The sequence below is a fragment of the Limnohabitans planktonicus II-D5 genome (assembly GCF_001270065.2).
Lineage (GTDB): Bacteria > Pseudomonadota > Gammaproteobacteria > Burkholderiales > Burkholderiaceae_C > Limnohabitans_A > Limnohabitans_A planktonicus.
The window spans coordinates 86,130-111,992 of record NZ_LFYT02000007.1 but is presented as its reverse complement, the minus strand read 5'-3'; the positions used below and the strand labels follow the sequence as shown (position 1 = coordinate 111,992).

The 25,863-nt window shown below is 59.0% G+C and carries 23 protein-coding genes and 1 riboswitch; of the genes, 19 read left to right on the top strand and 4 right to left on the bottom strand.

Going from position 1 to position 25,863, the window contains the following annotated elements; genetic code table 11:
* Positions 1-10: 10 nt before the first annotated feature.
* Together thiM and H663_RS28310 are read right to left on the bottom strand one after the other, a co-directional pair.
* The gene (thiM, locus tag H663_RS28315; protein WP_053174314.1) at positions 11-853 is read right to left on the bottom strand and encodes a hydroxyethylthiazole kinase; all 843 of its coding nucleotides are present in this window, start codon (positions 851-853) and stop codon (positions 11-13) included.
* A gap of 66 nt (positions 854-919) precedes the next feature.
* Positions 920-1,022, bottom strand: a riboswitch (TPP riboswitch).
* A 204-nt stretch (positions 1,023-1,226) separates the two neighbouring features.
* The gene (locus H663_RS28310; protein WP_053174317.1) at positions 1,227-3,041 is read right to left on the bottom strand and encodes a DEAD/DEAH box helicase; all 1,815 of its coding nucleotides are present in this window, start codon (positions 3,039-3,041) and stop codon (positions 1,227-1,229) included.
* Positions 3,042-3,376: 335 nt separating this feature from the next.
* Between H663_RS28310 and H663_RS28305 the strand changes: the two genes are divergently transcribed.
* The 15 genes from H663_RS28305 to ettA all read left to right on the top strand — a co-directional run bounded on the left by H663_RS28305 (position 3,377) and on the right by ettA (position 20,165).
* Positions 3,377-4,378, top strand: coding sequence for a Bug family tripartite tricarboxylate transporter substrate binding protein (locus H663_RS28305; protein ID WP_053174320.1), 1,002 nt, complete (start codon positions 3,377-3,379; stop codon positions 4,376-4,378).
* A 352-nt stretch (positions 4,379-4,730) separates the two neighbouring features.
* A complete protein-coding gene (locus H663_RS28300) occupies positions 4,731-7,508 on the top strand; it encodes a type I restriction endonuclease subunit R (RefSeq protein WP_053174323.1) in 2,778 nt (925 codons plus the stop codon).
* The gene (locus H663_RS28295) at positions 7,508-8,854 is read left to right on the top strand and encodes a restriction endonuclease subunit S (protein ID WP_053174325.1); all 1,347 of its coding nucleotides are present in this window, start codon (positions 7,508-7,510) and stop codon (positions 8,852-8,854) included. The genes H663_RS28300 and H663_RS28295 overlap by 1 nt, the downstream gene beginning before the upstream one ends.
* A gap of 13 nt (positions 8,855-8,867) precedes the next feature.
* Entirely contained in the window at positions 8,868-9,875 is a 1,008-nt protein-coding gene (locus tag H663_RS28290; protein WP_133239990.1) for a hypothetical protein, read from the top strand.
* A 70-nt stretch (positions 9,876-9,945) separates the two neighbouring features.
* The gene (locus H663_RS41290) at positions 9,946-10,413 is read left to right on the top strand and encodes a hypothetical protein (protein ID WP_133239989.1); all 468 of its coding nucleotides are present in this window, start codon (positions 9,946-9,948) and stop codon (positions 10,411-10,413) included.
* Positions 10,413-11,108 carry a hypothetical protein gene (locus tag H663_RS41285; protein WP_133239988.1) on the top strand — a complete coding sequence of 232 codons (696 nt, stop codon included), beginning with the start codon at positions 10,413-10,415 and terminating at the stop codon, positions 11,106-11,108. The genes H663_RS41290 and H663_RS41285 overlap by 1 nt, the downstream gene beginning before the upstream one ends.
* A 24-nt stretch (positions 11,109-11,132) precedes the next feature.
* Positions 11,133-11,999, top strand: coding sequence for a GIY-YIG nuclease family protein (locus H663_RS28285; protein WP_053176789.1), 867 nt, complete (start codon positions 11,133-11,135; stop codon positions 11,997-11,999).
* The gene (locus tag H663_RS28280; RefSeq protein ID WP_053174331.1) at positions 11,996-13,879 is read left to right on the top strand and encodes an ATP-binding protein; all 1,884 of its coding nucleotides are present in this window, start codon (positions 11,996-11,998) and stop codon (positions 13,877-13,879) included. The genes H663_RS28285 and H663_RS28280 overlap by 4 nt, the downstream gene beginning before the upstream one ends.
* Complete coding sequence (locus tag H663_RS28275) at positions 13,879-14,232, top strand: GIY-YIG nuclease family protein (protein ID WP_205872700.1); 354 nt, start codon at positions 13,879-13,881, stop codon at positions 14,230-14,232. The genes H663_RS28280 and H663_RS28275 overlap by 1 nt, the downstream gene beginning before the upstream one ends.
* Positions 14,233-14,249: 17 nt before the next feature.
* Positions 14,250-14,987, top strand: coding sequence for a HipA family kinase (locus H663_RS28270; RefSeq protein ID WP_083451263.1), 738 nt, complete (start codon positions 14,250-14,252; stop codon positions 14,985-14,987).
* Positions 14,984-15,784: a DUF3037 domain-containing protein gene (locus tag H663_RS28265; protein ID WP_053174334.1), complete on the top strand. Its 801-nt coding sequence runs from the start codon at positions 14,984-14,986 to the stop codon at positions 15,782-15,784. Before H663_RS28270 ends, H663_RS28265 begins: the two co-directional genes overlap by 4 nt.
* Before the next feature lie 60 nt (positions 15,785-15,844).
* Complete coding sequence (locus tag H663_RS28260) at positions 15,845-16,390, top strand: hypothetical protein (protein ID WP_205872699.1); 546 nt, start codon at positions 15,845-15,847, stop codon at positions 16,388-16,390.
* 86 nt (positions 16,391-16,476) lie between these two features.
* On the top strand, positions 16,477-17,109 hold the full coding sequence (locus tag H663_RS28255; RefSeq protein WP_205872698.1) for a hypothetical protein: 633 nt from the start codon (positions 16,477-16,479) through the stop codon (positions 17,107-17,109).
* A 77-nt stretch (positions 17,110-17,186) separates the two neighbouring features.
* Entirely contained in the window at positions 17,187-18,338 is a 1,152-nt protein-coding gene (locus H663_RS28250; RefSeq protein WP_053174339.1) for a 3'-5' exonuclease, read from the top strand.
* A gap of 165 nt (positions 18,339-18,503) precedes the next feature.
* Positions 18,504-20,165 (top strand): energy-dependent translational throttle protein EttA, encoded by a 1,662-nt coding sequence (gene ettA, locus H663_RS28245; RefSeq protein WP_053174342.1) that lies wholly within the window; start codon positions 18,504-18,506, stop codon positions 20,163-20,165.
* 337 nt (positions 20,166-20,502) lie between these two features.
* Here the strand turns inward: ettA and H663_RS28240 are convergent, their stop codons facing one another.
* Positions 20,503-20,781 (bottom strand): hypothetical protein, encoded by a 279-nt coding sequence (locus H663_RS28240; RefSeq protein ID WP_053174345.1) that lies wholly within the window; start codon positions 20,779-20,781, stop codon positions 20,503-20,505.
* An 85-nt stretch (positions 20,782-20,866) separates the two neighbouring features.
* Between H663_RS28240 and H663_RS28235 the strand changes: the two genes are divergently transcribed.
* The gene (locus H663_RS28235) at positions 20,867-21,586 is read left to right on the top strand and encodes a pseudouridine synthase (RefSeq protein WP_053176791.1); all 720 of its coding nucleotides are present in this window, start codon (positions 20,867-20,869) and stop codon (positions 21,584-21,586) included.
* Positions 21,587-21,847: 261 nt separating this feature from the next.
* Here the strand turns inward: H663_RS28235 and H663_RS28230 are convergent, their stop codons facing one another.
* Entirely contained in the window at positions 21,848-22,690 is an 843-nt protein-coding gene (locus H663_RS28230) for an alpha/beta fold hydrolase (RefSeq protein WP_053174348.1), read from the bottom strand.
* Between the two features lie 58 nt (positions 22,691-22,748).
* Here H663_RS28230 and H663_RS28225 point away from each other — a divergent pair, with 58 nt between their 5' ends.
* Genes H663_RS28225 through H663_RS28215 form a run of 3 tightly spaced genes read left to right on the top strand, consistent with a single transcriptional unit; the run spans position 22,749 to position 25,512 of the window.
* On the top strand, positions 22,749-23,735 hold the full coding sequence (locus tag H663_RS28225; RefSeq protein WP_476738480.1) for a YncE family protein: 987 nt from the start codon (positions 22,749-22,751) through the stop codon (positions 23,733-23,735).
* Positions 23,719-24,546, top strand: a complete 828-nt coding sequence (locus H663_RS28220) for a polysaccharide deacetylase family protein (protein WP_053174352.1) — start codon at positions 23,719-23,721, stop codon at positions 24,544-24,546. The genes H663_RS28225 and H663_RS28220 overlap by 17 nt, the downstream gene beginning before the upstream one ends.
* A gap of 3 nt (positions 24,547-24,549) precedes the next feature.
* Positions 24,550-25,512, top strand: coding sequence for a sterol desaturase family protein (locus tag H663_RS28215; protein WP_053174355.1), 963 nt, complete (start codon positions 24,550-24,552; stop codon positions 25,510-25,512).
* The last annotated feature ends 351 nt before the right edge of the window (positions 25,513-25,863 follow it).

The following is a 25,863-nucleotide window of genomic DNA, read 5'->3' as shown; positions in this document are numbered from 1 at the left end:
AACCGTTCGTTCAGAGCGAATCGGTTTGCAGCTTCAGCCTGGCCTTGAAAGTGGCCTCATCCAGCAACTGCAATTCGTCCAGCAGCATGGCGGCCATGCTGCCCACACCCTGGCCGCAGGCCTGGGCTTTTTCTGCCGCCACTTCGCCTGCGATGCTCATGAGCGCCATGGCCGCTGTGGTGGCACGCCAGGCGTCGGCTTGCACGGCACAAAAAGCGCCGATCAGTGCGGTAGCCGAGCAGCCCACGCCAGTGATTTTGGTCATCCACACATGGCCGTTGGACAGTCGCGCCCAGCGCTGGTGGGCGTCCACGATGTGGTCGGTTTCGCCGCTCACGCACACGGTGCCCAGGGTGCGGGCGGTCAAAGCCCGGGCTGCGCCCAAGGCATCGTTGGCGCTGGCGCTGCTGTCCACGCCGCGTGTTTGAATAGCCGCGTTGGCGGTGCTCATGATTTCAGAGCCATTGCCCCGGATCACGCTGGGGCTGGCCACATCCAGCAATTCATTCAGGGTCTGGTTGCGGTAAGGCGTAGCGCCTGCACCCACAGGGTCCAGCACGGTCGGGATGCCGCGCTGGTGCGCAGCAGCCAGGGCGATTTTCATGCTGTCCACCCCATACGGGTCGAGCGTGCCGATGTTCAGCACCAGCGATTGCGCAATGCCGACCATGGCTTTGACTTCTTCGTGGGCGTGGGCCATGACGGGCGATGCCCCTGCGGCCAGCAACACATTGGCGTTCAGGTTCATGACCACCAGATTGGTGATGCTGTGCACCAAGGGCGACTGTGTGCGAACAGCCTCAATGTCGGTCCACAGGTCGTGGGCGGTGATGTCGGGCGAAAAAAATGCCATGACGTTTTCCTTTAACGTTATGGCAGGTCGGCTGGCTGGGAACGTGACGCACCCTGAAGGGGGCACCGTTCTTTGGACTAGCTTCCCTGCGCGAGGATTACCTCAATCAGGTTCAAAGGGACTTTCTCAGTCGAAGACCTCACGGTCCTCAACACCCCTAGCGAATGCCACTGCGTTTATGTTGCAGTGGCGGGCGGATCATACATGAGGCGCAGCAGCAAGGCACTGTTTTGTGTCAAGTCTGCAGGGTATTGGCAGCTTTTCCCCGCATCGCGCGCGCCCAAGTCCAGCAGTTTTCAGCGGTTCATACCGCAGCAGTTGACACAAAAAAAGAGCCCGCATCAGCGGGCTCTTTTGGGGGAATGTGCGTGGATCAGCGACCGAAGCCTCGGCCACCACCGCCACCACCGCCAAAGCCACGGCCACCACCACCATTGCCACCGCCATGACGGCGGTTGCCGCTGGCCAGGCTGTCGATGCTGGTGCGTGTGGGGTCAGGCTGGCCGCTGGTGCGAACGGGCTTGCGGTTGGGCAAGTCCAGGCGGGCAAATTGGGTGGTTTTCAGCGGGTCAATGTGGCGTGGCAACTCGTCGCTATCCTGGCGGCGACCGCCTTGGCTTGGGCCACGGTTGGCATTGGGGCCACGGCCTTCAGGGCGTGGGCCGTTGTTGCGCGGGCCGTTGCGGCCTTCGCCACGGTTGTTGTCAAAGCGTGCATCGCCGCGTGGTTCGCCGCGACCGCCCTGGAAGCCACCGCCTTCACGGCGACCTTCGCCCTGACCTTCAAAGCGTGCATCGCCTTGGGGGTTGTTGCGGCGCGATGGCGCTGGACCATTGCGCGAAGGGCGGGGCTGGCCCTGACCTTCGGCGCGAGGCTGGCGCGGGCCCTGACCACCGCCAGAAGCCTTGTTGTCGCGGATGCGTTGCATCATGTCCTGGCGTGCGGCCTTGGCGGCTGCGGCCATCACATCACGGCTTGGGGGCTTGCCTGCACCGCCCCACAGGGTCTGACGACCCATGGCGATGGGCTCGGCAATCTCGCCTGGCTCGGGGCCAAAGCCTTCGAGCAACTGGACTGGAATCTCTTGTTTGGTGAAGCGCTCGATGTCCATCATGAAGCCTTCTTCGTCCAAGCAGACCAGGCTCACGGCCTCACCGCTCGCGCCTGCGCGGCCTGTGCGGCCAATGCGGTGCACATAGTCTTCGGATACGTTGGGGATTTCAAAGTTCACGACATGTGGCAAGTCTTCGATGTCGATGCCGCGTGCAGCGATGTCGGTGGCCACCAATGCGCGGATGTCGCCGCTCTTGAAACCGGCCAGCGCTTGCGTGCGGGCGGTCTGGCTCTTGTTGCCATGCAGGGCCATGGACTTGACACCGTTTTTGGTCAGGAAGTCGGCCACATTGTTGGCGCCAAACTTGGTGCGGGTGAACACCAGCACCTGACTCCAGTCGTGCTTTTGGATGATGTGCAGCAACACGTCTTTTTTCTTGCTGCGGCCCACGGGGTGGATCACCTGTGTGATGCGCTGCACCGTGGTGTTGCTGGGCGTGACCTGAATGCTTTGCGGGTTCTTGAGCAAGTTGCCCGCCAACTCGCGGATCTCGTCGCTGAAGGTGGCCGAGAACAGCAAGCTCTGCTTGTCTTTGGGCACCAGGGCCAGCACCTTTTTCACGTCGTGGATGAAGCCCATGTCCAGCATGCGGTCGGCTTCGTCCAGCACCAGCATCTCAACTGTCGACAGGTCCAGAAAGCCCTGGCCTTGCAGGTCCAGCAGACGGCCCGGTGTGGCCACCAGAATGTCGACGCCGCGCTTGACCTTGTTGATTTGTGGGTTCATGCCCACACCACCAAAGATCACGGTGGAGTCGAGCTTGAGGTATTTGCCGTAGTCGCGAACGGACTCTTCGACCTGGGCGGCCAATTCGCGGGTGGGCGTGAGCACCAAAGCGCGGATGGCTTTGCCGCCAAAGCGGTTTTGGCCGGGCTCACTCAGGCTCAGCTTGTGCAGCATGGGCAGGGTGAAGGCGGCGGTTTTGCCGGTGCCCGTTTGTGCGCCCGCCAACAAGTCTTGTCCGGCCAGAACGGCTGGAATGGCTTGTGCCTGGATAGGCGTTGGGGTTTCGTAGCCGAGCTCGCGCACAGCTTGCATGATGGCCGGGGCCAGATTCAATTCTTCAAAGTTCATTTTTACAGAGCGCCATGTCCGGCGCAGGTATCGGCTCATTCAACTGCTGTTGGCAGTTACCAGTGTTGGCCGATAAGTCTTGGGGTGGGCATGGAAACCGCAGGCGCTTGTTTTGAGCGTTGCCTGGGTCAGGCCCCAGCAGAAGTGCTGATGTTCCGGCAACTGGAGGCCGCAACGAGATGCATTGTCGCACAAGTTGACCAGTGGGCTTCCGGCCGGTCGGCACTTGCAGAATCCGACATCATTCTTGGCGCATGGGTTCAAACCCCAATTTAAGGAATGCGGTGGGTCCCCTAGACTGAACGGCACATTCACACCCTTGCAAGCACCTCACCATGAAGTCCACGCACACACGCCGTCACTTGGTTCAATCCGCCGCCTTGGCCGCAGCTGCCTTGTGCGCCTGCGGGGCTTTGTCCTCTGCATGGGCGCAAGCGGCCAAGTGGCCCGCCAAGCCCATCAAGATCGTGGTGGCCTTTCCGCCCGGCGGCCTGACCGATGCCTATGCCCGCAATTACGGCGAATACCTGTCGGGCAAGCTGGGGGTGCCGGTGGTCATCGAAAACAAACCCGGTGCGGGGGCCATCATTGGCATTGATGCTGTGGCCAAGTCCCCCGCCGATGGCTACACCTTTGGCATGAGTACCTCAGGCACCTTTTGGCAAAACCGCGTTTTGTACGCCAAGCTGCCCTACAACCTGGACAAAGACCTGACGCCTGTGACCGTGTTCCCGTCCGGGCCGCTGGTGGTGGGCATCCCCGACAAGATTCCGGCGAAGAATATGGCCGAGTTCGTGGCCTGGGCCAAAAAGAACCCGACGTCCATGGGCACCTATGCGCCGGGCTCTTACCCCCACATGCTGGCCGATCAGACCAACCGCCAGCAAGGCACCAGCATCCAGTCGGTGCACTACCGGGGTGAAGCGCCCATGTGGCTCGATGTGGCATCGGGCCAGTTGCAAATCGCCGTGGGCAGTTTCCAGGCCTTCAACACCGTGTCCACCCGCGGCGTGCGCCCGATTGGCGTGACGGGCAGCTACCGCTCGCCCAAACTGCCCGATGTACCCACACTGACCGAGCAAGGTAACACCGAAAAACTCGTCACGCTCGAAGGCGGCCTGCCCCTGGTGGCTCCTGCGGGCACGCCCGAAGCGGTGCTCAAACGCATGGCCGATGAAGCCGTGGCCTGGGCCAATACCGACAAGGCCGCCAAACTGCGCGAAACCTTCGCCATCCCCAACAAGCCCAAAAACCTGGCCGACACCCGCAAAGACTGGGAGGGCGAAGTGCCCGTCTGGATCAAGCTGGCGGTGGATTTGGGGATCAAACTCGATTGATCCTTTTGCGTTTTCTCTGAAAATTATTCATTCGGCACGCTGAAGTTTGAATTTTTTGCCCCGTCACTGCTTATAGATTCGGGCCGATGAAGTCTGAGCCGTGTGTTGCAAGTTGGGAGGATTTTGTGGGAGCTTGCCCTGCAAGCGAAAAGCCTGTGGTCCACGAGCGTCTGATCGCCAGCAGGGCTTGCTCCCACAAGGTGCAAGATTGAAGTCACCCTGCAAACTTCACAGGGCGGGGTCAATATTCTCTTCAAGCCCCGACTTTCTGAACGATCTCGGGGCTTTTTGCTGTCGTGTGCCGCCTAGAATGCAGACGTAATTAATTAAAAAGTACTTTCAACTTCACGGCATGACACCAGAAGCCAAAGCCCGAAACCAGATTGACCAACTTCTGCAAGCCGCTGGCTGGCACGTTTGCAACATCGACCAAGTCAATCTGCATGCGGCCCAGGGCGTGGCCATCCGGGAATTCCCGCTCAACACCGGGCACGGCTTTGCCGACTACCTGTTGTATGTGAACGGCAAAGCTTGCGGCGTGATCGAAGCCAAAAAAGTAGGCACCACGCTCAAAGGCGTTGAAGTCCAGTCTGGGCGTTATGCCCAAGGCCTGCCCGCCGCCTTGCCCGCTTGGCGCAGGCCGCTGCCGTTTTTATTTGAGTCCACTGGGGTCGAGACCCAATTCACCAATGGGCTGGACCCACAGCCCCGCTCGCGCCGGGTGTTTGCGTTCTTCAGGCCCGAGCTGCTGGCGCAGTGGTTGCAAATGTTGCCCCCCGCAGCAGGGCCGTTGGCGGCCAACGATGCACCGTCCACCTTTTTGGCCCGCATGCGCGACATGCCCCAACTCATCACCCAATGGGGGCAGGGCGGCGCCAACTACCAGCTGTGGCCCGCACAAATTTTGGCAGTGCACAACCTCGAACAAAGCCTGGCCGCCAACAAACCCAAAGCCCTCATCCAAATGGCCACGGGCAGCGGCAAGACCTTCACGGCCATCAGCTTCATTTACCGCCTGATCAAGTTTGGTGGTGCGCGGCGCGTGCTGTTTTTGGTGGACCGGGCCAACCTGGCCCGCCAGACCAAAAAAGAATTTGACCAATACGCAAGTCCCTACAACAGCTACAAGTTTGGCGAAGAGTTCATCGTGCAGCACCTGCAGGGCAACCAGGTGGACACCAGCGCCCGCGTGGTCATCTGCACCATCCAGCGCATGTTCAGTTTGCTCAAAGGCAAAGAGCTGCCGCCCGAGGCCGACGAAGAAAGCGCCGAGGGCGCTGAGAACCTTTTCAAAGACCCCGAGCCCATTGGCTACAACCCGGCCTTTCCGATTGAGCTGTTTGACATCGTGGTCACCGACGAAGCGCACCGCAGCATATACAACCTGTGGCGGCAAGTGCTGGAGTATTACGACGCCTATCTGGTGGGCCTGACCGCCACGCCCAACAAACAAACCTTTGGCTTCTTCAACCAAAACCTGGTCATGGAATACGGCCACACCCAGGCCGTGGCCGATGGGGTGAACGTCAATTACGACGTCTACCGCATCCAGACCGAAGTGACCGAAAAAGGTGCCAAGGTCGAGAAGGGCTTTTGGCTGGAAACCGTCGACAAAGCCACCCGCCGCAAAAGCGCCTGGCAGCTGGACGAAGACTTTGAATACGACCCCGCCGAGCTCGACCGCAGCGTGCAAACGCCCGACCAGATTCGCAAAGTCATCACCACCTTTCGCGACAGGCTGCATACCGAAATCTTCCCCGGCCGCACCGAGGTGCCCAAGACGCTGATCTTTGCCAAAGACGACAACCACGCCGAAAAGATCGTAGAAATCCTGCGCGAAGAATTTGGCAAGGGCAACGAGTTTGCGCAAAAGATCACCTACCGAACCACGGGCACCAAGCCCGAAGACTTGATCAGCGCGTTTCGCAACAGCTACTTTCCGCGTGTGGCCGTGACGGTGGACATGATCGCCACCGGCACCGACATCAAGCCGGTGGAAATTGTGGTGTTCATGCGCTCGGTCAAAAGCCGCAGCTTCTTTGAGCAGATGAAAGGTCGTGGCGTGCGCGTGTGCAACCCGGCCGACCTGCAAGCCGTGACGCCCGATGCCAAAGTGAAAGATCACTTTGTGATCGTGGACGCCGTGGGCGTGTGCGAGCGCGACAAAACCGACAGCCGCCCCATGGACACGAAAAAAACCGTGCCCCTGGACAAACTACTGCAAGCCGTGAGCTTGGGTAACGTGGAAGACGAAGTGCTGAGCAGCGTGGCCGCCCGCTTGGCCCGACTGGACAAAGACCTGAGCCCCGCCGACCACGCCAAAGTGCTAGAGGCCAGTGGCGGCAAAAGCCTGCGCGACATGGCCAGTGGCATTGTGCAAGCGCTGAACGTTCATGAAGACACATCGCCCTTTGAAGCTGAGGCCAAAAAGGTGGAAGCCGCCAAACCCTTTGCCAACCCGGAGCTGCGCACACTGATATTGCAGCTGCGCCAAAAGGCCGACCAGGTGGTGGACATCGTCACGCAAGACACGCTGCTGCACGCGGGCTTTAGCGAAGCCGCCAGCGAACGCGCCAAAGGCCTGGTGCAAAACTTTGAGCAATTCATTGCCCAGCACAAAGACGAAATCACCGCGCTGCAAATTTTGTACAACCGCCCCAGCCGCGCCCCGCTGACCTACCGCGACATCAAAGCCCTGGCCGACGCGCTGCACGCACCGCCGCATTTGATTGACGAGGGGCAGCTGTGGCAAGCCTATGCCGCGCTGAACAAAACCAAGGTGAAGGGCACCAGCCAGCGCCGCCTGCTGACCGACCTGGTCAGCCTGGTGCGCTTTGCCATGCAGCAAGACAACGAGCTGGTGCCTTACCCCGAGCGCGTGCAAAGCAACTACAACGCGTGGCTGGCCCAAGCCACCCAAGCCCGTGCAGGCGAAAATCCATTCACCCCCGAACAACTGCACTGGCTAGAAATGATCCGAGACCACATCGCCGCGAACCTGGGCATTGAGCCTGATGACTTTGAATACGCCCCCTTCAACAGCGAAGGCGGCCTGGGCAAAGTGCACCAGCTGTTTGGTGCGGAGTTGACGCAGGTGATTGAGACGATGAATCGGGAGTTGGTGGCGTGATGCAGTTGGTTCGCTTGGGCGACGTGGTTGCGTCGATGAAAAACGGCATTTACAAGCCAGCATCCGAGTACACAGATGATGGCGTGCCATGCCTTCGCATGTACAACATTGAATCCGGCAAGATTGTTTGGCGCGATATCAAACGAATGAAGGTGTCAGCCTCAGAGCAATTGGACTATGGATTGTTGGATGGTGACTTGCTCGTCAATCGGGTTAATAGTCGCGAGCTGGTGGGCAAGACTGCGGTTATTTCCTCAGCAATGGAGTTCAGTGTTTTCGAGAGTAAAAACATTCGCGTTCGGCTTGATACAACGAAGGCGCTGCCAAAATTTATCAACTATCAGCTCTTGGCACGCGGCAGCAGGCACTTTGCCAACAACGCTCAGCAGGTCGTGGGCATGGCATCCATCAGTCAGGGCCAGTTGGCTGATTTTCCAATTGTGCTGCCCGATCTGGACGAACAACGTCGGATAGTCTCTGAAATCGAAACACAGTTCTCCCGCCTCGACGAAGCCGTCGCCAACCTCCAGCGCGTCAAAGCCAATCTCAAACGCTACAAAGCCTCCGTCCTCAAAGCCGCCGTCGAAGGCCGTCTCGTCGAAACCGAAGCCAGCATCGCCCAACGCGAAGGCCGCAGCTACGAGGCAGGCGAACAGCTTTTACAAAGCACGCTAGCGGCTAGGCAAGTGCAATGGGTTGGACGAGGTAAATACAAAACGCCAGAACCTCCGCAGGAGTCGGATGTATCGTTATCTGAGGGCTGGGCTTGGGCTACTTTGGAGCAGCTGCATTTGCAAATTGCTGACGTCGACCACAAGATGCCGAAGGCTCAGGAATCAGGTATTCCCTACATCAGCACCAAAGACTTTTTTGGTGACGAAGGCATTGACTTTTCCAAAGCAAAACTGATCACTGCTGCGGACTACGAAGGGCTGTGTCGCAAGGTCAAGCCTGAGCGTGGTGATTTGCTTTTGTCTCGCTACGGCACAGTGGGTGAGGTTCGAGAGGTGAGCATTGATGGGCCGTTTCAGGCTTCATACAGCGTAGCCATTCTCAAGCCCGTCCGTGGCTTTGTTCCCATTCGTTTTCTGATCGCAGCATTGCGGTCGGATGTCGTCCAGCGCCAGATCAAACGCGATGTGCGTGCGACAGCCCAGCCCGATTTGGGCTTGGCACATATTCGGCAATTTGTTGTGCCGGTTCCGCCAATGGCCGAGCAGTTGCGAATTCTCGAAGAGTTGGATCGTCAGCTTTCCATTCTTAGGGGCATTGAGACCGAGGTTGAAAACAACCTGTTGCGTGCTCAGTCCTTGCGGCAGTCAACACTGTCTAAGGCATTTATCTAACAAGGGGGTAACTGTGGGCTGTAATCTGGGAGAGGTACAAAAAGAATCATTGAGATCAGGTGAATTCAAGATTCACTATCACCTTAATGGTGGTGCCCATCGGATGGATGCAATTGTTCGCAATCGAGCAGAAGGTGAATTACTTGCCCTGTTGAAAGAAGTTGCTGCAGTTCTTGGTTTGCCAGTTCACGTTGAGACTCATGCCTTCGGTGAGGGGGGTCTTGTTGAGTATTTGGATCTGGTCTTTCAAAATAAAGAGCAAATTGCAACAGTCATGGCACTTCTGAGTCCTTTACTTGGAGCGCCTTTGTACTTCGACAAGATAAAGCAGTCACGCCAACAAACGCAGCTCAATGAATTGAATATCAAGAAGATCAAACTTGAAATCAAAGAAAAAGAGGATGCTGCGACTGATCTTGAAGAGAAGAAAAATCAGGTCGGGAAAAGTCTTGCACTTCCACTTGAGAAAGCGCCAACTGCGGATGACATCGCTCAGGCACTGCTGGCACGAAAGAAAATTGCTCGACGTCGCTCAAATTATTACGAGGCTTCACTCACAGATTCAAAAATTGATGCAGTTGGATTTGCTCCTTCGCACAACAAAGTTACCGCTGATAAAGTTGTACCTAGATCAGATTTCGGAAATTTTGTAATCGCAAAAGCCAACCTCGAACCTCTTGTTTATGAAGGCCTCCTACTTGAAATTGTTTCCCCAGTGTTGAGATCGGGTTCAATCAAGTGGAGAGGTATTTTTGAGAAAAAGACTGTCAGTTTTGAGTTGCAAGACGACACATTCCGATCTGAAGTCGCAAGCCAAAAAGTGCAATTTCAGAATGGAACAACATTGCTTTGTGATTTTGAAGTCCATCAACGTGAAGACGACACTGGTGAAATTGAAATTGCAGGCTATGCGGTTACTAAGGTGCATGACGTTAAGGCACCTCAGATGTTTCGAAAAAATTCAGCAGAAGAGCAATTAAACCTTCAGCTTCCGGATTGGTCATCAGATATTGATGTGTAAATTCATTGGAGTTTTGGATTTTACTGTGATTCTAATTTTCAAGCGAATGTAACTATAAGGAAGGGGCGGTATGAATTCAAATTATGAGAGGCTGAGTGTTGAAGATGCTAGTCAGGTGCTTGAGCACTTGCGTGCGAAAGTACGAGAGTTTGGTTTTGGCGCACTGGATGCCGAAATAGGTGAATTGCTCATAGAGAATGGTTTGAAGTCTAGTGTTGAGATGCTTGAACGCTATTTTTCTTTGCTTCATGCGTATTTAAAAGTTTTTGAGCGGGAGTCCGTTCAAAGTAGTCAAGATAGTCTTGAGCGTTGTTTGGGTAAAGAAAAATGGAGTTGGCAGCTCTTAGCTGGCGGTGATCCGGAAATCAGACGCAATTCTAATCCTATAAATTCCATCATTGTTAAGAACATGGCGGATTACTGTTCTATCGAAACCCTGAGGGAGGAGCTGGTTCAGGTTATGAGTGATCTTGGAATTGAACTACCTGCTGACAATGGCGAAGGTCCTCCAGCTCGGCCTAGAGGAGAACGACCGTAATGACACCCAAACAAACTGCGAACGCTATAAATTCAATTACAAAAATATTTAACTCAACATTGGGCTCCGCTTCTGGATTGCAAGCCTCATTGGTCGGCATGGTAGCAAGTAAGCTGTATGAAGCTAAGGTCTTGGCTGAGTTGCTTAATCTGCTTGAGGCATCGGGTTACCATTTTCGAGTAGTTAATGGGGCCGTGTGTCTGAAGGCCGCACCCGGCCCAATAAATACTTCATACTCATACATTGAATTGCTTCAAAATAATGTGCATGTAGCCAATATATGGACGGACGTAGAGTTCGTTGGGTTAAGCTCATTTTATTTGACTGGCTTACCCCAGCCATCGGCTCGCGGTGAATACCACGAACTCGACATTTTGGTTTGTGACCCTAATGCAATCACTCGTCCTAGATCTAATCAAGTTTTCATTGGTGTTGAAGCTAAGCATTGGGCGCACATCCCCAAAAAGTTGCTTCGTGAAATCCTTGGTGTGAGGCGTGAGTTGAGCTTTGTTGATTTTCGATCAGGCCGCCCGTCGATTGCTGTAAGAAGTCTAAAAAATCTTCAAAGATCAAATCCTGCATCGCATTTGGTTTTTGCCTATTCAACAGTTTATCCGCACGGTTCTGGCCCCGTCACTGAGTGGGCCGTACCTGCTAAAGAGTTTGAAATAGATCTTTGGCCTATTTCGGTTTGACGAAGTTTGAAAGTGGCGCAGGAAATGCAATCTCCTTTCTCCCTCCGCATCTTCGTCGTCGACGGCGACCCCGATGGCCTGCGCATCGTCGAGCGGTCCAACTGGGTGGGGCGTGCGCTGGTGTTTCCGCGTGCGGTCTGGGCGCAGCCCAGCGTGGTCATCCGGTCCGAGTTGCAGCAAACCGGCGTTTACCTGCTGCTGGGGCCGCGTGAAGACGGCGAGGGTGACCGGCTCTACATTGGCGAGGGCGACCCGATCAAGCCGCGCCTGGCCAGTCACCACAGCGGCACCGCCCAAAAAGACTTCTGGACGCGGGCGATCTGTTTTGTCTCCATGGGGCAGGGCCTCAACAAAGCGCATGTGCAGTTTTTAGAGACCAACCTGATTCGACTGGCCAAGCAGGCCAAGCGCGTGCCGCTGGACAACGCCAACCAACCCACCGAGCCCACCCTCAGCGAAGCCGACCGCGCCGACATGCAGGTGTTTTTGCAGCACATGCTGGGCATGCTGCCGGTGTTGGGCGTGCATGCCTTCGAGCAACCACCCCAAGCCCCTGCCGCCAGCGCGCCCGAGCTGACCTGCAAGGGCAAAGGCTTGCTGGCTCATGGCTACGAGTCGACACAGGGCTTTGTGGTCAAGGCGGGGTCGCAGGCGGCGGTGCAAGCGGTGCCTTCGGTTCCGCCCGGCACGTTGGCCATGCGCCAGCAATTGCAGGTGCTGGGTGTGATGGTTGAGCAAGGCAACACCTACGCATTCACACAGGACTATGCCTTCAGTTCACCCAGCACAGCGGCCAGCGTGGTGCTCGGCCGCAGTGCCAACGGGCGGCTGGAGTGGAAGGGCGCGCAGGGGCGGTCGCTCAAGTCCTTGCAGGAGATTGAGTCAGCATGAGACAACTAGACATCTTCACCGCCCTACAGTCCAGCACCGAAGGCATCGACACCGAATTCAAATCTGCTCGTGGTGGCATGCCCGGCAGTTTTTGGGAGTCGTATGCCGCCATGGCCAACACCCAGGGCGGCACCATTGTGTTGGGTGTGGCCGAAAAGGCGTCTGGCTTGGTGTGGGAGGGCGTGCCCGATGCCGCGCAGTTGCGCACGGTGCTGTGGAGCCAGCTGAACGACCGGCACAAGATCAGCGCCAACCTGCTGCGCGACGACGATGTGCGCACGGTGGAAGACGAGGGCAGGCAGTTTGTGGTGGTGAACGTGCCGCGTGCCTCGCGGCTGCAGCGCCCGGTGTTTGTGGGGCCCAACCCCATGACGGGCACTTACCGACGTGCCGAAGAGGGCGACTACCGCTGCTCGGACGACGAGGTGCGCCGCATGCTGGCCGACCAGTCCGACACGCCAGCCGATTCGCACATCGTGGAGCATTTTGGCCTGCCAGACTTTGACCCCGACACGGTCAAGCAATACCGCAACCGCTTTGCATCCCGTGCGCCGGACCACCCTTGGTTGCTGCTGGATGATGCGCCGCTGCTGACCAAGCTGAGCGCCTTGCGCCGCGACCGCGCCACGGGACTGGAAGGGGCTACCGTGGCAGGCTTGTTGATGTTTGGCCGCTTTGAGGCGCTTCGCGATGCCTTGCCCGGTTTTCATGTGGACTACCGCGAGCGCATGTCCGACGACCCCGCCGTGCGCTGGACCGACCGCGTGGTGCCCGATGGCACTTGGGAAAACAACCTTTTCCAATTTTATCTGCGGGTCATGCAGCGTTTATCGGGCGACTTGAAGATGCCTTTTCAGCTGGACCGTGAGCTGTACCGCAAAGACGACACCGCCGTGCACGAGGCACTGCGCGAGGCCGTGGTCAACGCTTTGGTGCACGCCGACCACCGGGGTCAAGGCGGTGTGGTGATCGAGCGCTACCCGGACAGGATTGAACTGTCCAACCCCGGTTCGCTTCTGGTCTCGCGGGTGCAGTTGCTGCAAGGCGGCGTGAGCGAATGCCGCAACAAAAGCCTGCAGCTGATGTTTCAGCTCATGGGGGGTGGCGACAAGGCGGGCTCGGGCATGGACAAAATCCGGGCGGGCTGGCGTGCGCAGCATTGGCGCTCGCCCCGGCTCGAAGAGTCTTTGCAGCCCGACCGTGTGAAGCTGGTGCTGCCCATGGTCAGCTTGATTCCGGGCGAGGTGGACTTGGCCTTGCGCCAGCGCTTTGGCGATCGGTTTGCCATGCTGGACACCACAGCGGTGCAAGCGGTGGTGACCGCCCAGGTAGAAGGCAGCGTGACCAATGCCCGCATGCAGGAAATCACTGGTGAGCATTCCAAAGAGATTACCGGCGTGCTGCAAACCCTGGTGCGCGATGGCCTGCTGACGCAGCAAAACCAGCGTCGCTGGGCCAGCTACCGCGTGGCGGGGGACTCCCCCCAATTGGGCGGGGACTCCCGTCATTTGGCGGGGGACTCCCCTCAAAGCTCCCCCCAATTGCCGCCGGACTCCCCCCAATTCGGCTGGGACTCCCCCCAATTCGACCGATTGGCTGGTTTGTCAGCCGAGGTATTGGCGCTTTTGCCAATGGCAGAACCCGCCAGGAAAAACAAAAAACTGCCGGTGCCACAACTGAAAATTGTTGTCAGGCAACTGTGTGCCGGTCGATGGTTATCGACCTCTGAGCTCGCAGCACTGGTGGATCGAGACGCGGACAAGCTGCAAACCCGTTTCTTGACGGCCATGGTGAAAGATGGTGTGTTGGAACTGCGATACCCTGACGTGCGCAATCGACCAGATCAGGCGTATCGCACGGTTGCCAATCCACTGGCATGATGCCCACTCCCTTCTCCCTCCGCATCTTCGTCGCCGACGGCGACCCCGACGGCCTGCGCATCGTCGAGCGCTCCAACTGGGTGGGCCGTGCGCTGGTGTTCCCGCGTGCGGCTTGGGCGCAACCCAGCGTGGCCAACCGGCCCGAGCTGCAGCAAACGGGCGTGTACCTGCTGCTGGGGCCGCGTGAAGACGGCGAGGGTGACTGGCTCTACATTGGCGAGGGCGACCCGATCAAGCCGCGCCTGGCCACGCACCACAGCGGCTTTGCCCAAAAAGACTTCTGGACGCGGGCGATCTGTTTTGCCTCCATGGGGCAAGGGACTGAAGTCCGAGCACCGCTGCTTGTTTGCTGACGAATAAGGCATTCCTGATGACCACTTTGCAAGTCACCGAAATCATGCGGCGCCTGGAGCAAGGCATGACGCGACCCTTTCTGGTGCGTGCCGAAGATGATGTGTTGTACGTTGCCAAAGGTCGGGAGACAACGCAGCGGGGCTTGATCGCTGAGTGGATTTGTGCACATCTGGCGCAGCAGTTGGGCTTGCCCATACCCGCGTTCACGTTGTTGCAGGTGCCACCCGAGCTGGTGTCTGCGCTGGGGCCAGAAATTGCCGCCTTGGGGCATGGTGCGGTATTTGGCTCTGCGCAGAAATCCGGGGTGCAGGAGTTTGCCGTGACGCAGCTCAAGCGCGTTGATGTACAGCAGCGGCGCATGCTCTTGGCTTTTGATTGGTGGGTGGAAAACGCAGATCGCACGCTGTCAGCTCACGGAGGCAATCCCAACTTGCTTTGGAATGCGGCACAGACCAAGCTGCTGGTGATAGATCACAATTTGGCGTTCGATGCTGATTTTGATGAAGCGTCGTTTTTTGAAACGCACGTTTTCCGCCAAGAGTCCGACACCGTATTTGATGATTTGGTTTGCCGCGCAGAGACATCGGAGCGGCTGGATGCTGCGCTGTCTTGTTTTGACGCTGCGGTACAGGCCATACCGCCGGAATGGCTGTGGCTGGATGGCGAGGAGCGGACTTTGCCTGTTAAGGTAGACTTTGAATCGATCAAGCGCCGGTTATCGCTTCGTGCCCGGCTTGAGAGAGGTTTCCAATGACACACGTCGCCCGTTATTCCATCATTCGTTTTCTGCCCTACGCAGAAACGGAGGAGTTCGCCAACGTCGGCATCGTCATGGTTGCGCCAACGGCACGTTATTTCGACTTTCAGCTTTCCAACAAGTGGCGTCGTCTGAGCGGGTTTTTTGACAAACTGGATCGGCGGGTTTTTGCGCAGGGCGTAGCAGCCTTTGCAGAGGAAATGGCCCGCACCCGTGACATGGCGGCCAACGGATCAGCGCCATGGATTTTTGATGATTTGGTGCGACCACGCGAGGCCTTGTTTCGGTTTTCTGCCGTGCGTGCCGTGATGACGGAGTCACCCCAGGCCAAGCTGCAAGAATTGTTCGATCACTATGTTGATCACGACTTTGCAACGCCCGAATACCAGGAAAAACTAATTGAGAAGGCGGTTCGTGGCGTGCTGCGGCGTGAGGGCTTGGGCGACCGATTCCAAAGCGCCAAACTGGGTGTGGATGGCCTGCAATTCAAGGTGCCGTTTGCCGAACTGGATGCGGGTGGCAAGGCCTTGCGGGTGATCAAGCCGATGCACTTGGCCTATGAAGACCCCCTGCGCATACTGGACCACGGTAACCAATGGCTGGGCCGCTTGCGTCATTTGGAACGAGTGAAAGCTATGCCCAAATCCATGCTTTTGGCTGTGACGCAACCCCCTGTCCAGACTGACCGCTTTGCTGCGTTTGAGGAAGTTCGCCGCGATCTCGCCAGCATGGGCGCGGAGTTTGCTGCATCCAATGACGAACAGGCCTTGCTGCGATTTGCTCAGGCGGCATAAACCCGGTTTGTGAATTTATTCGCCATTCGCGAATAGCGAATAAACGACTAAACTCGCCCCATGAGCCGAACAATTTCCAACCCCCAAATGGTGCTGCGCCCCCAAGACGTGGTGGTGCTGTTGCGTTTGTCTTTGGGTGCTGAAAGTATGCCCACGTATGCCGCTTTGGCTGAAGAGCTCAAGCTCACGGCCTCCGAAATTCACGCGGGCGTAGACCGTGCCGTGGCCGCGCAACTGGCCCGCAAAGACGAATCAGGCAAGCCCGTGGTGCTGCTAGATGCCTTGCGCTTGTTTGTGCAGCATGGCGTGCGCTATAGCTTTCCGGTCACACATGGCCCCATGGGGCGGGGCATGCCCACGGCGCATGCGGCAGCCCCATTGAACAAATTGATTGTGCAAAGCACCGAGCCCGCGCCCGTTTGGCCGCACAAAGATGGCACGGCACGCGGCGTGGTGTTTTACCCGCTGTATCCCACGGTGCCCGATGCCGCCAAAAACAACCCCGCCTTGTACGAGCTGCTGGCTTTGCTGGATGCCGTGCGCGGGGGCAGCATGCGCGAGCGTGCTTTGGCCATTGCCGAGCTGGACAAACGCTGGGCCAGTTGATGCAGGTATTCAACCCCAATGACCCGAACGTGGCCATGCTGGAGCATGTCGCCCGCAGTTTAGGTCCCGAGCTGTGCAGTTAATTGGTGTTTGTGGGCGGTGCAGCCGCAGGTTTGCTCATCACCGATTTGGCCATGCCGCCCATTCGCCGCACGGACGATGTGGACATCGTCACCAACGCCGAAGCCTTGGCCGACTATTACCGCTTTGAGGATCAGTTGCGAGACTTGGGCTTTGTGCAAGACCAAAGCCCCGATGCACCTGTGTGCCGCTGGCGGGTGGATGGCGTGGCCGTAGACCTGATGCCTACACAAGAAGAAGTTTTGGGCTTTACCAACCGGTGGTACCGCATGGGCGTGGCCACAGCCCAAACGTTGGCGCTGCCCAGTGGCGTGCCCATACGCGTTCTGCGTGCGCCAGAGTTCATAGCCACCAAGCTCGAGGCGTTTTATGGCCGAGGCGGTGGCGATTATTTGTTCAGCCACGACATGGGCGACATCATCAGCGTGATCGATGGCCGTGCTTCCTTGCTGAACGAATGCCAAGACAGCCTTGTACCTTTGCGTGTGTATTTGGCTGCACAGTTTCAACACTTGCTGGGAGAGCGCAGCTTTGTCGATGCCCTTCCTGGGCACTTGCCACCCGATGGCGCAAGCCAGGCGCGTTTGCCGGATCTGCTGATCAAGATTCAACACATTTCAGAGTTGGCTGTTTCATGAGTGCCTTACACATGCCCGCAAGCTCAGGATCAATTTCGTGGGCCGATGTGCCCGAAGTCGCGGTTTAATCTCGGCCTATGAACAAAACCGATCAGATGAGTTTTTTCGGCTTCGAGCCGGGCGGGGTGGACAGGCCCAAGAAGGCGGGGCGTCCCCGGATGGCCAAGCCGGTGGCCGTGTCCCCGGCCGCAGCCTTGCCCATGGTTGTGCCCGTCTCTCCTGCCTTGGCTAACGCACACGCCTTGGCTGACACACCCACAGCATCCAGCCAGAACCCGGCGCAGGCCCCCAGCAACTTGCCCTCCCCGCCAGAAAGCCCGCATGCCAGTGCCGACCCCGAAGCCATGGCCCAGGCCCTGGCCCAGCACCCGGACTTTCGGGTGCTGCGCCGTTTGGTGCCGTGCGCCGACTATGGCGGCTTGCAGGGGCAGGCCACGCAGCGCGTGATCGTGTTGGACACCGAAACCACCGGGCTGGACAGCAAAAACGAAAAAATCATCGAGCTGGCCATGTTGTCGGTGCAGGTGGATGTGGCCACGGGTTTGCCGGTGGGGTCAGTCTCCATTTACGAGTCGTTTGAAGACCCGGGCAAGCCGATTCCACCGGCCATTCAGGACATCACGGGCATTGACGACACCATGGTGCAGGGACAGCGCATTGACGATGCGGCGGTGACCGCGCTGGTGGAGCAGGCCGATCTGATCGTGGCGCACAACGCCGGGTTTGACCGGCCTTTTGTCGAAGCCCGGCTGCCGGTGTTTGCCCGCAAGGCCTGGAATTGCTCTTTCATGGGCATTGACTGGAAAAAAGAGGGCAGCGGTTCGGCCAAGCTGGAGTTTTTGGCGTCTGAGCGCGGCTGGTTTTACGACGCGCACCGGGCTCAGGTTGATTGCCACGCCTTGCTGCAGGTGCTGGCTTCGCCCCTGGGAGATGGTTTGACCGGTTTGTCGCGCCTCTTGGCGGGTGCCGGGCAGACCCGCTACAAGCTGCGCGCAACGGGCGCCCCGTTTGAGGCCAAGGACAAACTCAAGGCACGCGGCTACCGCTGGGACGGCGAAGGCCGGGTTTGGTGGTGCAGTTTGGGGTCTGACGAATTGCTGGACGCCGAGTGCACTTGGTTGCGGGCCGAGGTCTATGGCCAGCGCAGCGCCCGGGTGCAACTGGAAGCCATGGACAGCCTGGTGCAGTTTTCCAGCCGGGCCGGGCGCATCACCGAACGCGCCTTGTGAGGCCTGTGCCAGCGCCCCGCAAGCCTTGGCGATACCGGCAACCGTGTCTGTCTGGGATAATGCCGGGTTGCACAGACACCACACGCCCCCATCTACCGGCTTGAGGTCTTGAGCTGGCACCCACGGGGTGTTCAGTCTCTGCCAATTTTTATTCAGGGTTTTCAAATGGCTCAATACGTTTTTTCCATGAACCGGGTCGGCAAGATCGTGCCGCCCAAGCGTCATATTCTCAAAGACATTTCACTGTCCTTTTTCCCCGGAGCCAAGATCGGCGTGCTGGGCACCAACGGCTCGGGCAAGTCCACCTTGCTCAAGATCATGGCCGGCATCGACAAAGAGATCGAAGGCGAAGCCATCCCCATGTCGGGCCTGAAGATCGGGTATTTGCCGCAGGAACCCGTGATGGAGCCTGAGCAGACCGTGCGTGAAGCTGTGGAAAGCGGTATGGGCGAAGTCAAGGCTGCGCAGGCCCGCCTGGAAGAGGTGTACGCCGCGTATGCCGAAGAAGACGCCGATTTTGACGCGCTGGCCGCCGAACAGGCCCAACTCGAAGCCATCATCTCCACCGCGGGTGACGCGTCCGAGCACCAGCTCGAAATCGCGGCCGACGCGCTGCGCCTGCCGCCTTGGGACGCCATCATTGGCAAGCTCTCCGGCGGTGAAAAACGCCGCGTGGCCCTGTGCCGTTTGCTGCTCTCGCGCCCCGACATGTTGCTGCTGGACGAGCCCACCAACCACTTGGACGCCGAATCAGTGGATTGGCTCGAGCTGTTTTTGCAGCGTTTTTCAGGCACCGTGGTGGCCATCACCCACGACCGTTACTTCCTGGACAACGCCGCCGAGTGGATTTTGGAACTCGACCGGGGCTCCGGCATTCCGTACAAAGGCAACTACTCCAGCTGGCTGGAGCAAAAAGATGCCCGTTTGGCCACCGAGCAGCGCACCGAAGATGCCCGCTCCAAGGCCATGAAAAAAGAACTGGAATGGGCCCGCGCCAACCCCAAAGGCCGTCAAGCCAAGAGCAAGGCGCGTCTGGCCCGTTTCGAAGAGTTGAGCGACCACGACTACCAAAAACGCAACGAGACCCAGGAGATCTTTATCCCTGTGGCCGAGCGTCTGGGCAATGAAGTGTTCGAGTTCAAGGGCGTCAGCAAGTCTTTTGGAGACCGTTTGCTGATCGACAACCTGAGCTTCCAGGTGCCTGCGGGTGCCATCGTCGGCATCATCGGCCCCAACGGTGCCGGTAAATCGACCCTTTTCAAGTTGATTGCGGGCAAAGAGCAGCCCGACAGCGGCGAAGTCAAGATCGGCCAGACCGTGCGCATGGCCTTTGTGGACCAGAACCGCGACGATCTGGACAACAACAAGACCGTGTGGGAAGACGTTTCGGGTGGCCTGGACATCATCAACGTGGGCAAGTTCCAGATGGCCAGCCGTGCGTATTGCGGGCGCTTTAACTTCAACGGTGGCGACCAGCAAAAGAAGGTCGGCATGTTGTCGGGCGGTGAGCGCGGCCGTTTGCACCTGGCCAAGACCCTGATCGAAGGCGGCAACGTGTTGCTGCTGGACGAACCCTCGAACGACTTGGACGTGGAAACCTTGCGCGCCTTGGAAGACGCGCTGCTGGAATTCGCAGGCTCGATCATGGTCATCAGCCACGACCGCTGGTTCCTGGACCGCATTGCCACCCACATTCTGGCCGCCGAAGGCGATAGCCAGTGGGTGTTCTTTGACGGCAACTACCAAGAGTACGAAGCCGACAAGAAACGCCGTCTGGGTGAAGAGGGGGCCAAACCCAAGCGCGTGCGCTTCAAGGCATTGAAGTAATTCAGCCGCTTTGCACAACACAACGGGCCCTTCGGGGCCCGTTGTCGTTGGGGGGTGTTCTGGCGGTTTGCATGGGCGCGGATCGCGTAGGTCGGTACTCGCAGAGTCCGACGTCTGCCCATTTCACCGCATGCGGTAAAACAGGCCAGGCCACTCAAGCACCCCATGTCGGAGTCTTCGACCGCCGACCAACAGAGCGGGCCGTGTTCTGGCAGTTTCACGGGCGCGGAACCCGTAGGTCGGTACTCGCAGAGTCCGACGTCTGCCCAGTTCACCGCGTGCGGTAAAGCAGGCCATGCCACTCAATCACCCCATGTCGGAATCTTCGACCGCCGACCTACGAATTGGCCAGACGACTCCGTGCCTTGTCGGCCCACAGCTGCAGGCTGTCGAACAAGTCTTTTTGGCTGAACGAGCAGCTTTCTTCGCTGAACAGGGCGCTGGCTTCGATGCGGTCGAGCAAGTTGGCCAGCACGTCCCCAAACTTGTCTGGCAAAGGCAGGCTGGCCGCGTTGCTGCGCCATTGGCGGATCATGTCGGTTTGAGGCAAAGCGCCTTGTTGGCAGGCTGCCAGCGTGTCGGTCATGCGGGTCAGTGTGTCCAGGGCTGCGTTCATGGGCAAGGGTCTCCGGCAAGGTGGGGTGTTTGGGGCGAATTCGAGGCGACAATCATGCCCCATGAAAGCCAAATCCCTCAAACCCATGCGCCTGGAAGACATCTTGTTCAGCCAGGGCTTTGGCACCCGCCGGGTGTGTGCAGGTCTCGTGCAGCAAGGCTATGTGCAAGTCAACGGTGAAACCGTGACCGATGCGGGCGAATTCTTCGAGCCGGAAGGCCTGCATTTCCAGGTGCAGGGTGCCGACTGGCCATTTCAGGAGCACGCCTATGTGCTGCTGAACAAACCGGCGGGCACCGAGTGTTCGCAAAAACCCTCAACCTGGCCAAGCATCTACACCTTGCTGCCACCCCCCTTGCGCCAGCGCCCGCAAAAGGCTGCTGTGCAGGGCGTGCAGGCGGTGGGGCGGTTGGACCAAGACACCACGGGTTTGCTGCTGCTGACCGATGACGGCAAATTCATCCACAAAATGAGTTCGCCCAAGCACCATGTGCCCAAGGTGTATGAGGTCACCACCAAGCACCCGATCACGCCCGATATGGTGAACAAGCTCTTGTCTGGCGTGGTGCTGGACGACGACCCCAAGCCGGTCAAAGCCGCAGCCTGCGAGGCTGTGGGCGAGTTGCACCTGAAGCTGACCCTGACCGAGGGTAAATACCACCAGGTCAAACGCATGCTGGCGGCGGTGGGCAACCGGGTTGAGGGCCTGCACCGTTCGCAAATCGGCGGTCTGGTCTTGGGGGATCTGCCTTCGGGGCAGTGGCGCTGGTTGACAGAGGAAGACCTGGCTTTGCTTAAGCCCTGAGCCCACGTCCGGGCCTTTGGCCAAAGCACGCAACGTCGGACTCTTCGAGTGCCGACCTACGAGGGGGCAGCGATGTAGGTCGGTGGTCGCAGACCCCGACATGGGCCTGAGAAAAACCCGCAACGTCGGACTCTTCGAGTGCCGACCTACGGGAGCGTGTTGTAGGTCGGTGGTCGAAGACTCCGACGGATGCTTGCGAGGCTGTAACGCCCAAAAAACGCAGCAGCTCACGCAGGCATGTCGGACTCTGCGAGTGCCGACCTACGCAATGCCGTTTTCTTGCAGGTCGGTGGCTTGTGATTCAACAAACGCTTGCACGGCTTGTGCCACGGCCTCGGGCTGGTCGCGGTGGGGCGAGTGCCCGCAATCGGGCAGTTTGAGCAGTTGTGCATGCGGCACGGCCCGGGTGATGTCGTCGATTTGGGCCATGGTGCCGTAGGGGTCGGCTTCGCCTTGAATCGCCAGCAAGGGCGCGGTGATGCCTTGCAGTTCGGGCCGGATGTCAAACCCACGGAAAGCCTCGCTGAGCCAGACATCGTTCCACTGCCAGAAGGCGCAGTCCACATCGGCATGAAAGGGCATCAGGCGATGGCGCAGGGGGCCGTGTTCAAAGGCCTCACGCGCGGCGGTGATGGCCTGCACCGAGATGTCTTCGACCATGACATGCGGTGCCATGACGATGCAGCCTGCCACCGGGTGGCGGCTGGCGTGGATCAGCGCGATGGTGCCGCCGTCCGAATGGCCCAAGAGCACGGGCCGTTCAATGCCAAGACCCTGCAGCAACGCAGGCAGCACCACCAGCGCTTCGTGGTGCATGTAGTCGGGCAGCAGGCACCCGTGGCGCTGCCCATCGACTTGCCGCGATGCGCCCCGCACATCGGGCGTGGCTTGCGACTGGCCATAGCCTTGGCGCGAATACACCAGCCCGGCACAGCCCAGACGCGCGCACAGTTGTTGCGGCCAGTCGCGCCACAAGGCGACGCTGCCCAGCCCTTCGTGCAAAAAAACCAGGGTGGGCGCATCGGTGGGGGCGGAGGCGGACAGGCTTTGCACTTCCAGCTCAAGGCCTAAAACGGTCATTTTTGCGGTGCTTTTGATTTGCATCTGCTTTCCTCAAGTCGGGCCGATTACACTTGAAAGCGATTTTGAAAGCGATTTTGTGATTTCTTTGTCCCGTACGATCCGATTTTTGGGTTTTTTAGCCCTGTGTTTCCAGTTTCACGCCATGGCGGCGACCAGTCCGGCTCCGGTTTTTGTACTCAACTCGCTGGACGGCAACGTCAGCGTGATCGATCCCCAGACCTGGACGGAGAAAAAGCGAATTCCCACGGGCAAAGAGCCGCACCACCTGTACCTCACACCCGATGAAAAATCGGTGATTGTGGCCAACGCCCTGGGCGACTCGCTGACCTTCATTGACCCGCGCACGGCGCAAATCCAGCGTGTCGTGACGGGCATTTTGGACCCTTATCACCTGCGCTTTTCGCCCGACATGAAGTGGTTTGTAACGGCGGCCAACCGCCTGAACCATGTCGACATCTACCGCTGGGACGGCCACCAACTCACCCTGGCCAAGCGTCTCAAGACCGGCAAGACCCCCAGTCACTTGTGGATCGACAGCAAAAGCACCACCGCCTGGGTTTCCATCCAAGACGGCAATGAGCTGATCTCGATTGATCTGGCCACGCAAACGCTCAAGTCCCGCATCGGCACGGGCACCATGCCCGCCGACGTGTTTGGCACCCCGGACGACAAAACGCTGCTCGTGGGCATCACCGGCGGTACCGGGGTGGAGGTTTATGACATCACGGGCGCTCAGCCCCGCTTGATCAAGATGCTGCCCACCGGCAAAGGCGCGCACGCCTTTCGGGCGCTGGGCGACAAACGCCATGTGTTTGTGAGCAACCGCGTGGCCAACACCATCAGCCAGATCGACTACGCCACTTTGCAGGTGGTGGCCGAATTGCCGGCACCTTCAGGCCCGGACTGCATGGAGGTCACGGCCGATGGTCGATTCATTTTGGTGGCGTCGCGTTGGGCCAAAAAATTGACGGTGATTGACATCGCTGCCCGCAAAGTGGTGCGCCAAGTGCCCGTGGGCAAATCGCCCCACGGGGTGTGGACGCTGGACCATGCGCCCAGGAACTGACAAAGCCGTTCGCGCCTTGATCGCAGGCCTGGCCAGCGCCGCGCCCGCGCTGACCCTGGCGGCGGCCTGCACCCAACCCGTTTACCTCACCTTTGACACCGGCCACATGGGCGTGGCACCACTGGTTGCCGAAGTGTTGCAGCGTCAGCAAGTGCAGGTCACTTTTTTTGCCGCCCAGGAGAAAACCCGTGAAGGTGACGGCACTTTGGGCCAGCACTGGGCGCCCTGGTGGCGGGCCCGCGCCGCCGAAGGCCATGCCTTTGCCTCTCACACCTGGGACCACGCGTACTGGAGGGCCGATCTGGGCGCTGACAGCTTTCGCATTCGCCCCTCGTCGGGCGCGCAGGCGGGCCATGATCTGGTGTGGTCGGCCAAGGAATACTGCGACAACCTGCGTCAAGCGGCCAGTCGTTTGCAAGTGCTGACTGGGCAAGCCCCCTTGCCACTGTTTCGGGCACCGGGCGGCAAAACCTCGCCGCGCTTGCTGGCCGCAGCCAAGCAGTGCGGTTTTGCGCATGTGGGCTGGGCTGATGCGGGCTTTTTGGGGGACGAATTGCCCAGCGACGTCTATCCGAATGCGCAATTGCTGAAAAAAGCCCTCAACAACATCCGGGCAGGCGACGTCTTGATGGCCCACCTGGGCATTTGGTCGCGCCAAGACCCTTGGGCACCCGCAGTGCTGGAGCCGCTGATCGTGGGCCTGAAGGCCCGCGGCCTGTGCTTTGCCACCCTGCGTGAACACCCACAGTTCCGCGAGTGGATTCTTCAACAGCCCCTGAAACTCTCCGGGCAGACCGACGCGCAAAGGTGAGGCATGGACGCGCTGATCGACTTTTTTTCTGATTTGCAACAGCTGTTGTTTGAAGAGGTGGTTCAACCTCTGACTCTGGCCATGGGGCAAGACAACCTGCTGGAAAAAGCCTACGAAGGCAGTGGCTGGGTGGTGGTCGGCTTGCTGCAAATCCTGGTCATGGTCACCGTGTTGGGCCCCATGCAGCGCCTGTGGCCCGCCGAGTCCGTGCAGGACAAACACGCCGTGCGGGTGGACATGCTCTACACCCTGATCCACCGCTTGGGGCTGTTCAAGCTGGCGATGTTTTTCAGCCTCGAAGCGCTGTTCGAGCAAGGCCTGGGCCTGCTGCGCGTCATGGGCCTGCCCACCTGGCACCTGGACCAGTTGTGGCCCGGCGTGAGTGACGGCGCCGTGGTCAGCTTTTTGGTGTATCTGGTGGTGTTTGATTTTGTGCACTACTGGATTCACCGGGCGCAACACCAGTCAAGCACCTGGTGGGCGCTGCACTCAATGCACCACGCGCAGCGGCAGATGACCATGTGGAGCGACAACCGCAACCACCTGCTGGACGACATCGTGACCAGTCTGATTTTGTCGGCGGTGGCCGTGCTCATCGGGGTGGGGCCGGGGCAGTTTGTGGCCCTGGTGGCCATCAGCCAATTGAGCGAGAACTTCCAGCACGCCAATGTTCGCATCTGGTTTGGCCGCATTGGCGAGCGCCTGTGGGTTAGCCCGCGCTTTCACCGCAGGCACCACAGCATCGGCATCGGTCATGAGTCTGAAGTGCAGGGACGAACCGTTCTGGGCGGCTGCAACTTCGGCGTGCTGCTGCCCTGGTGGGACATGCTCTTTGGCACCGCCGACTTCCAGCTGCGCTATGACCCCACCGGCGTGCGCGACCAGGTGGAGCAGGGCCGCGACTACGGCCGCGGTTTTTGGGCGCAACAGTGGCAGGGGGTGCTGCGCTTGGTGGGCAGGGCTTGAACTGGCATGCAGATGCGTGTGCATTGGCGACAACGCTTGCGCTTCTGATCGGGCGGTATCGGCGGCCAAACAACGTCGGGGTCTTCGACCACCGACCTACGAATAAACGGTCCCCGTAGGTCGGCACTCGCAGAGTCCGACACTTTCGGCTTCAGCACCGATCCTTGTCGGGGTCTTCGACCACCGACCTACGAATACATGGTCCCCGTAGGTCGGCACTCGCAGAGTCCGACGTTGCCTGCTTCGGCGCCGATCCTTGTCGGGGTCTTCGACCGCCGACCCACGACATCCATGTGTGAGACATGCCATCTCGTAGGTCGGCTCTCGCAGAGTCCGACAATATTGGTTCCG

What these genes read in the sequence shown, in the direction of transcription:
- thiM (WP_053174314.1), bottom strand. Translation starts at nt 853, where the DNA reads ATGGCATTTTTTTCGCCCGACATCACCGCCCACGACCTGTGGACCGAC.
- H663_RS28310 (WP_053174317.1), bottom strand. Translation starts at nt 3,041, where the DNA reads ATGAACTTTGAAGAATTGAATCTGGCCCCGGCCATCATGCAAGCTGTG.
- H663_RS28305 (WP_053174320.1), top strand. Translation starts at nt 3,377, where the DNA reads ATGAAGTCCACGCACACACGCCGTCACTTGGTTCAATCCGCCGCCTTG.
- H663_RS28300 (WP_053174323.1), top strand. Translation starts at nt 4,731, where the DNA reads ATGACACCAGAAGCCAAAGCCCGAAACCAGATTGACCAACTTCTGCAA.
- H663_RS28295 (WP_053174325.1), top strand. Translation starts at nt 7,508, where the DNA reads ATGCAGTTGGTTCGCTTGGGCGACGTGGTTGCGTCGATGAAAAACGGC.
- H663_RS41290 (WP_133239989.1), top strand. Translation starts at nt 9,946, where the DNA reads ATGAATTCAAATTATGAGAGGCTGAGTGTTGAAGATGCTAGTCAGGTG.
- H663_RS41285 (WP_133239988.1), top strand. Translation starts at nt 10,413, where the DNA reads ATGACACCCAAACAAACTGCGAACGCTATAAATTCAATTACAAAAATA.
- H663_RS28285 (WP_053176789.1), top strand. Translation starts at nt 11,133, where the DNA reads ATGCAATCTCCTTTCTCCCTCCGCATCTTCGTCGTCGACGGCGACCCC.
- H663_RS28280 (WP_053174331.1), top strand. Translation starts at nt 11,996, where the DNA reads ATGAGACAACTAGACATCTTCACCGCCCTACAGTCCAGCACCGAAGGC.
- H663_RS28275 (WP_205872700.1), top strand. Translation starts at nt 13,879, where the DNA reads ATGCCCACTCCCTTCTCCCTCCGCATCTTCGTCGCCGACGGCGACCCC.
- H663_RS28270 (WP_083451263.1), top strand. Translation starts at nt 14,250, where the DNA reads ATGACCACTTTGCAAGTCACCGAAATCATGCGGCGCCTGGAGCAAGGC.
- H663_RS28265 (WP_053174334.1), top strand. Translation starts at nt 14,984, where the DNA reads ATGACACACGTCGCCCGTTATTCCATCATTCGTTTTCTGCCCTACGCA.
- H663_RS28260 (WP_205872699.1), top strand. Translation starts at nt 15,845, where the DNA reads ATGAGCCGAACAATTTCCAACCCCCAAATGGTGCTGCGCCCCCAAGAC.
- H663_RS28250 (WP_053174339.1), top strand. Translation starts at nt 17,187, where the DNA reads ATGAACAAAACCGATCAGATGAGTTTTTTCGGCTTCGAGCCGGGCGGG.
- ettA (WP_053174342.1), top strand. Translation starts at nt 18,504, where the DNA reads ATGGCTCAATACGTTTTTTCCATGAACCGGGTCGGCAAGATCGTGCCG.
- H663_RS28240 (WP_053174345.1), bottom strand. Translation starts at nt 20,781, where the DNA reads ATGAACGCAGCCCTGGACACACTGACCCGCATGACCGACACGCTGGCA.
- H663_RS28235 (WP_053176791.1), top strand. Translation starts at nt 20,867, where the DNA reads ATGCGCCTGGAAGACATCTTGTTCAGCCAGGGCTTTGGCACCCGCCGG.
- H663_RS28230 (WP_053174348.1), bottom strand. Translation starts at nt 22,690, where the DNA reads ATGCAAATCAAAAGCACCGCAAAAATGACCGTTTTAGGCCTTGAGCTG.
- H663_RS28220 (WP_053174352.1), top strand. Translation starts at nt 23,719, where the DNA reads ATGCGCCCAGGAACTGACAAAGCCGTTCGCGCCTTGATCGCAGGCCTG.
- H663_RS28215 (WP_053174355.1), top strand. Translation starts at nt 24,550, where the DNA reads ATGGACGCGCTGATCGACTTTTTTTCTGATTTGCAACAGCTGTTGTTT.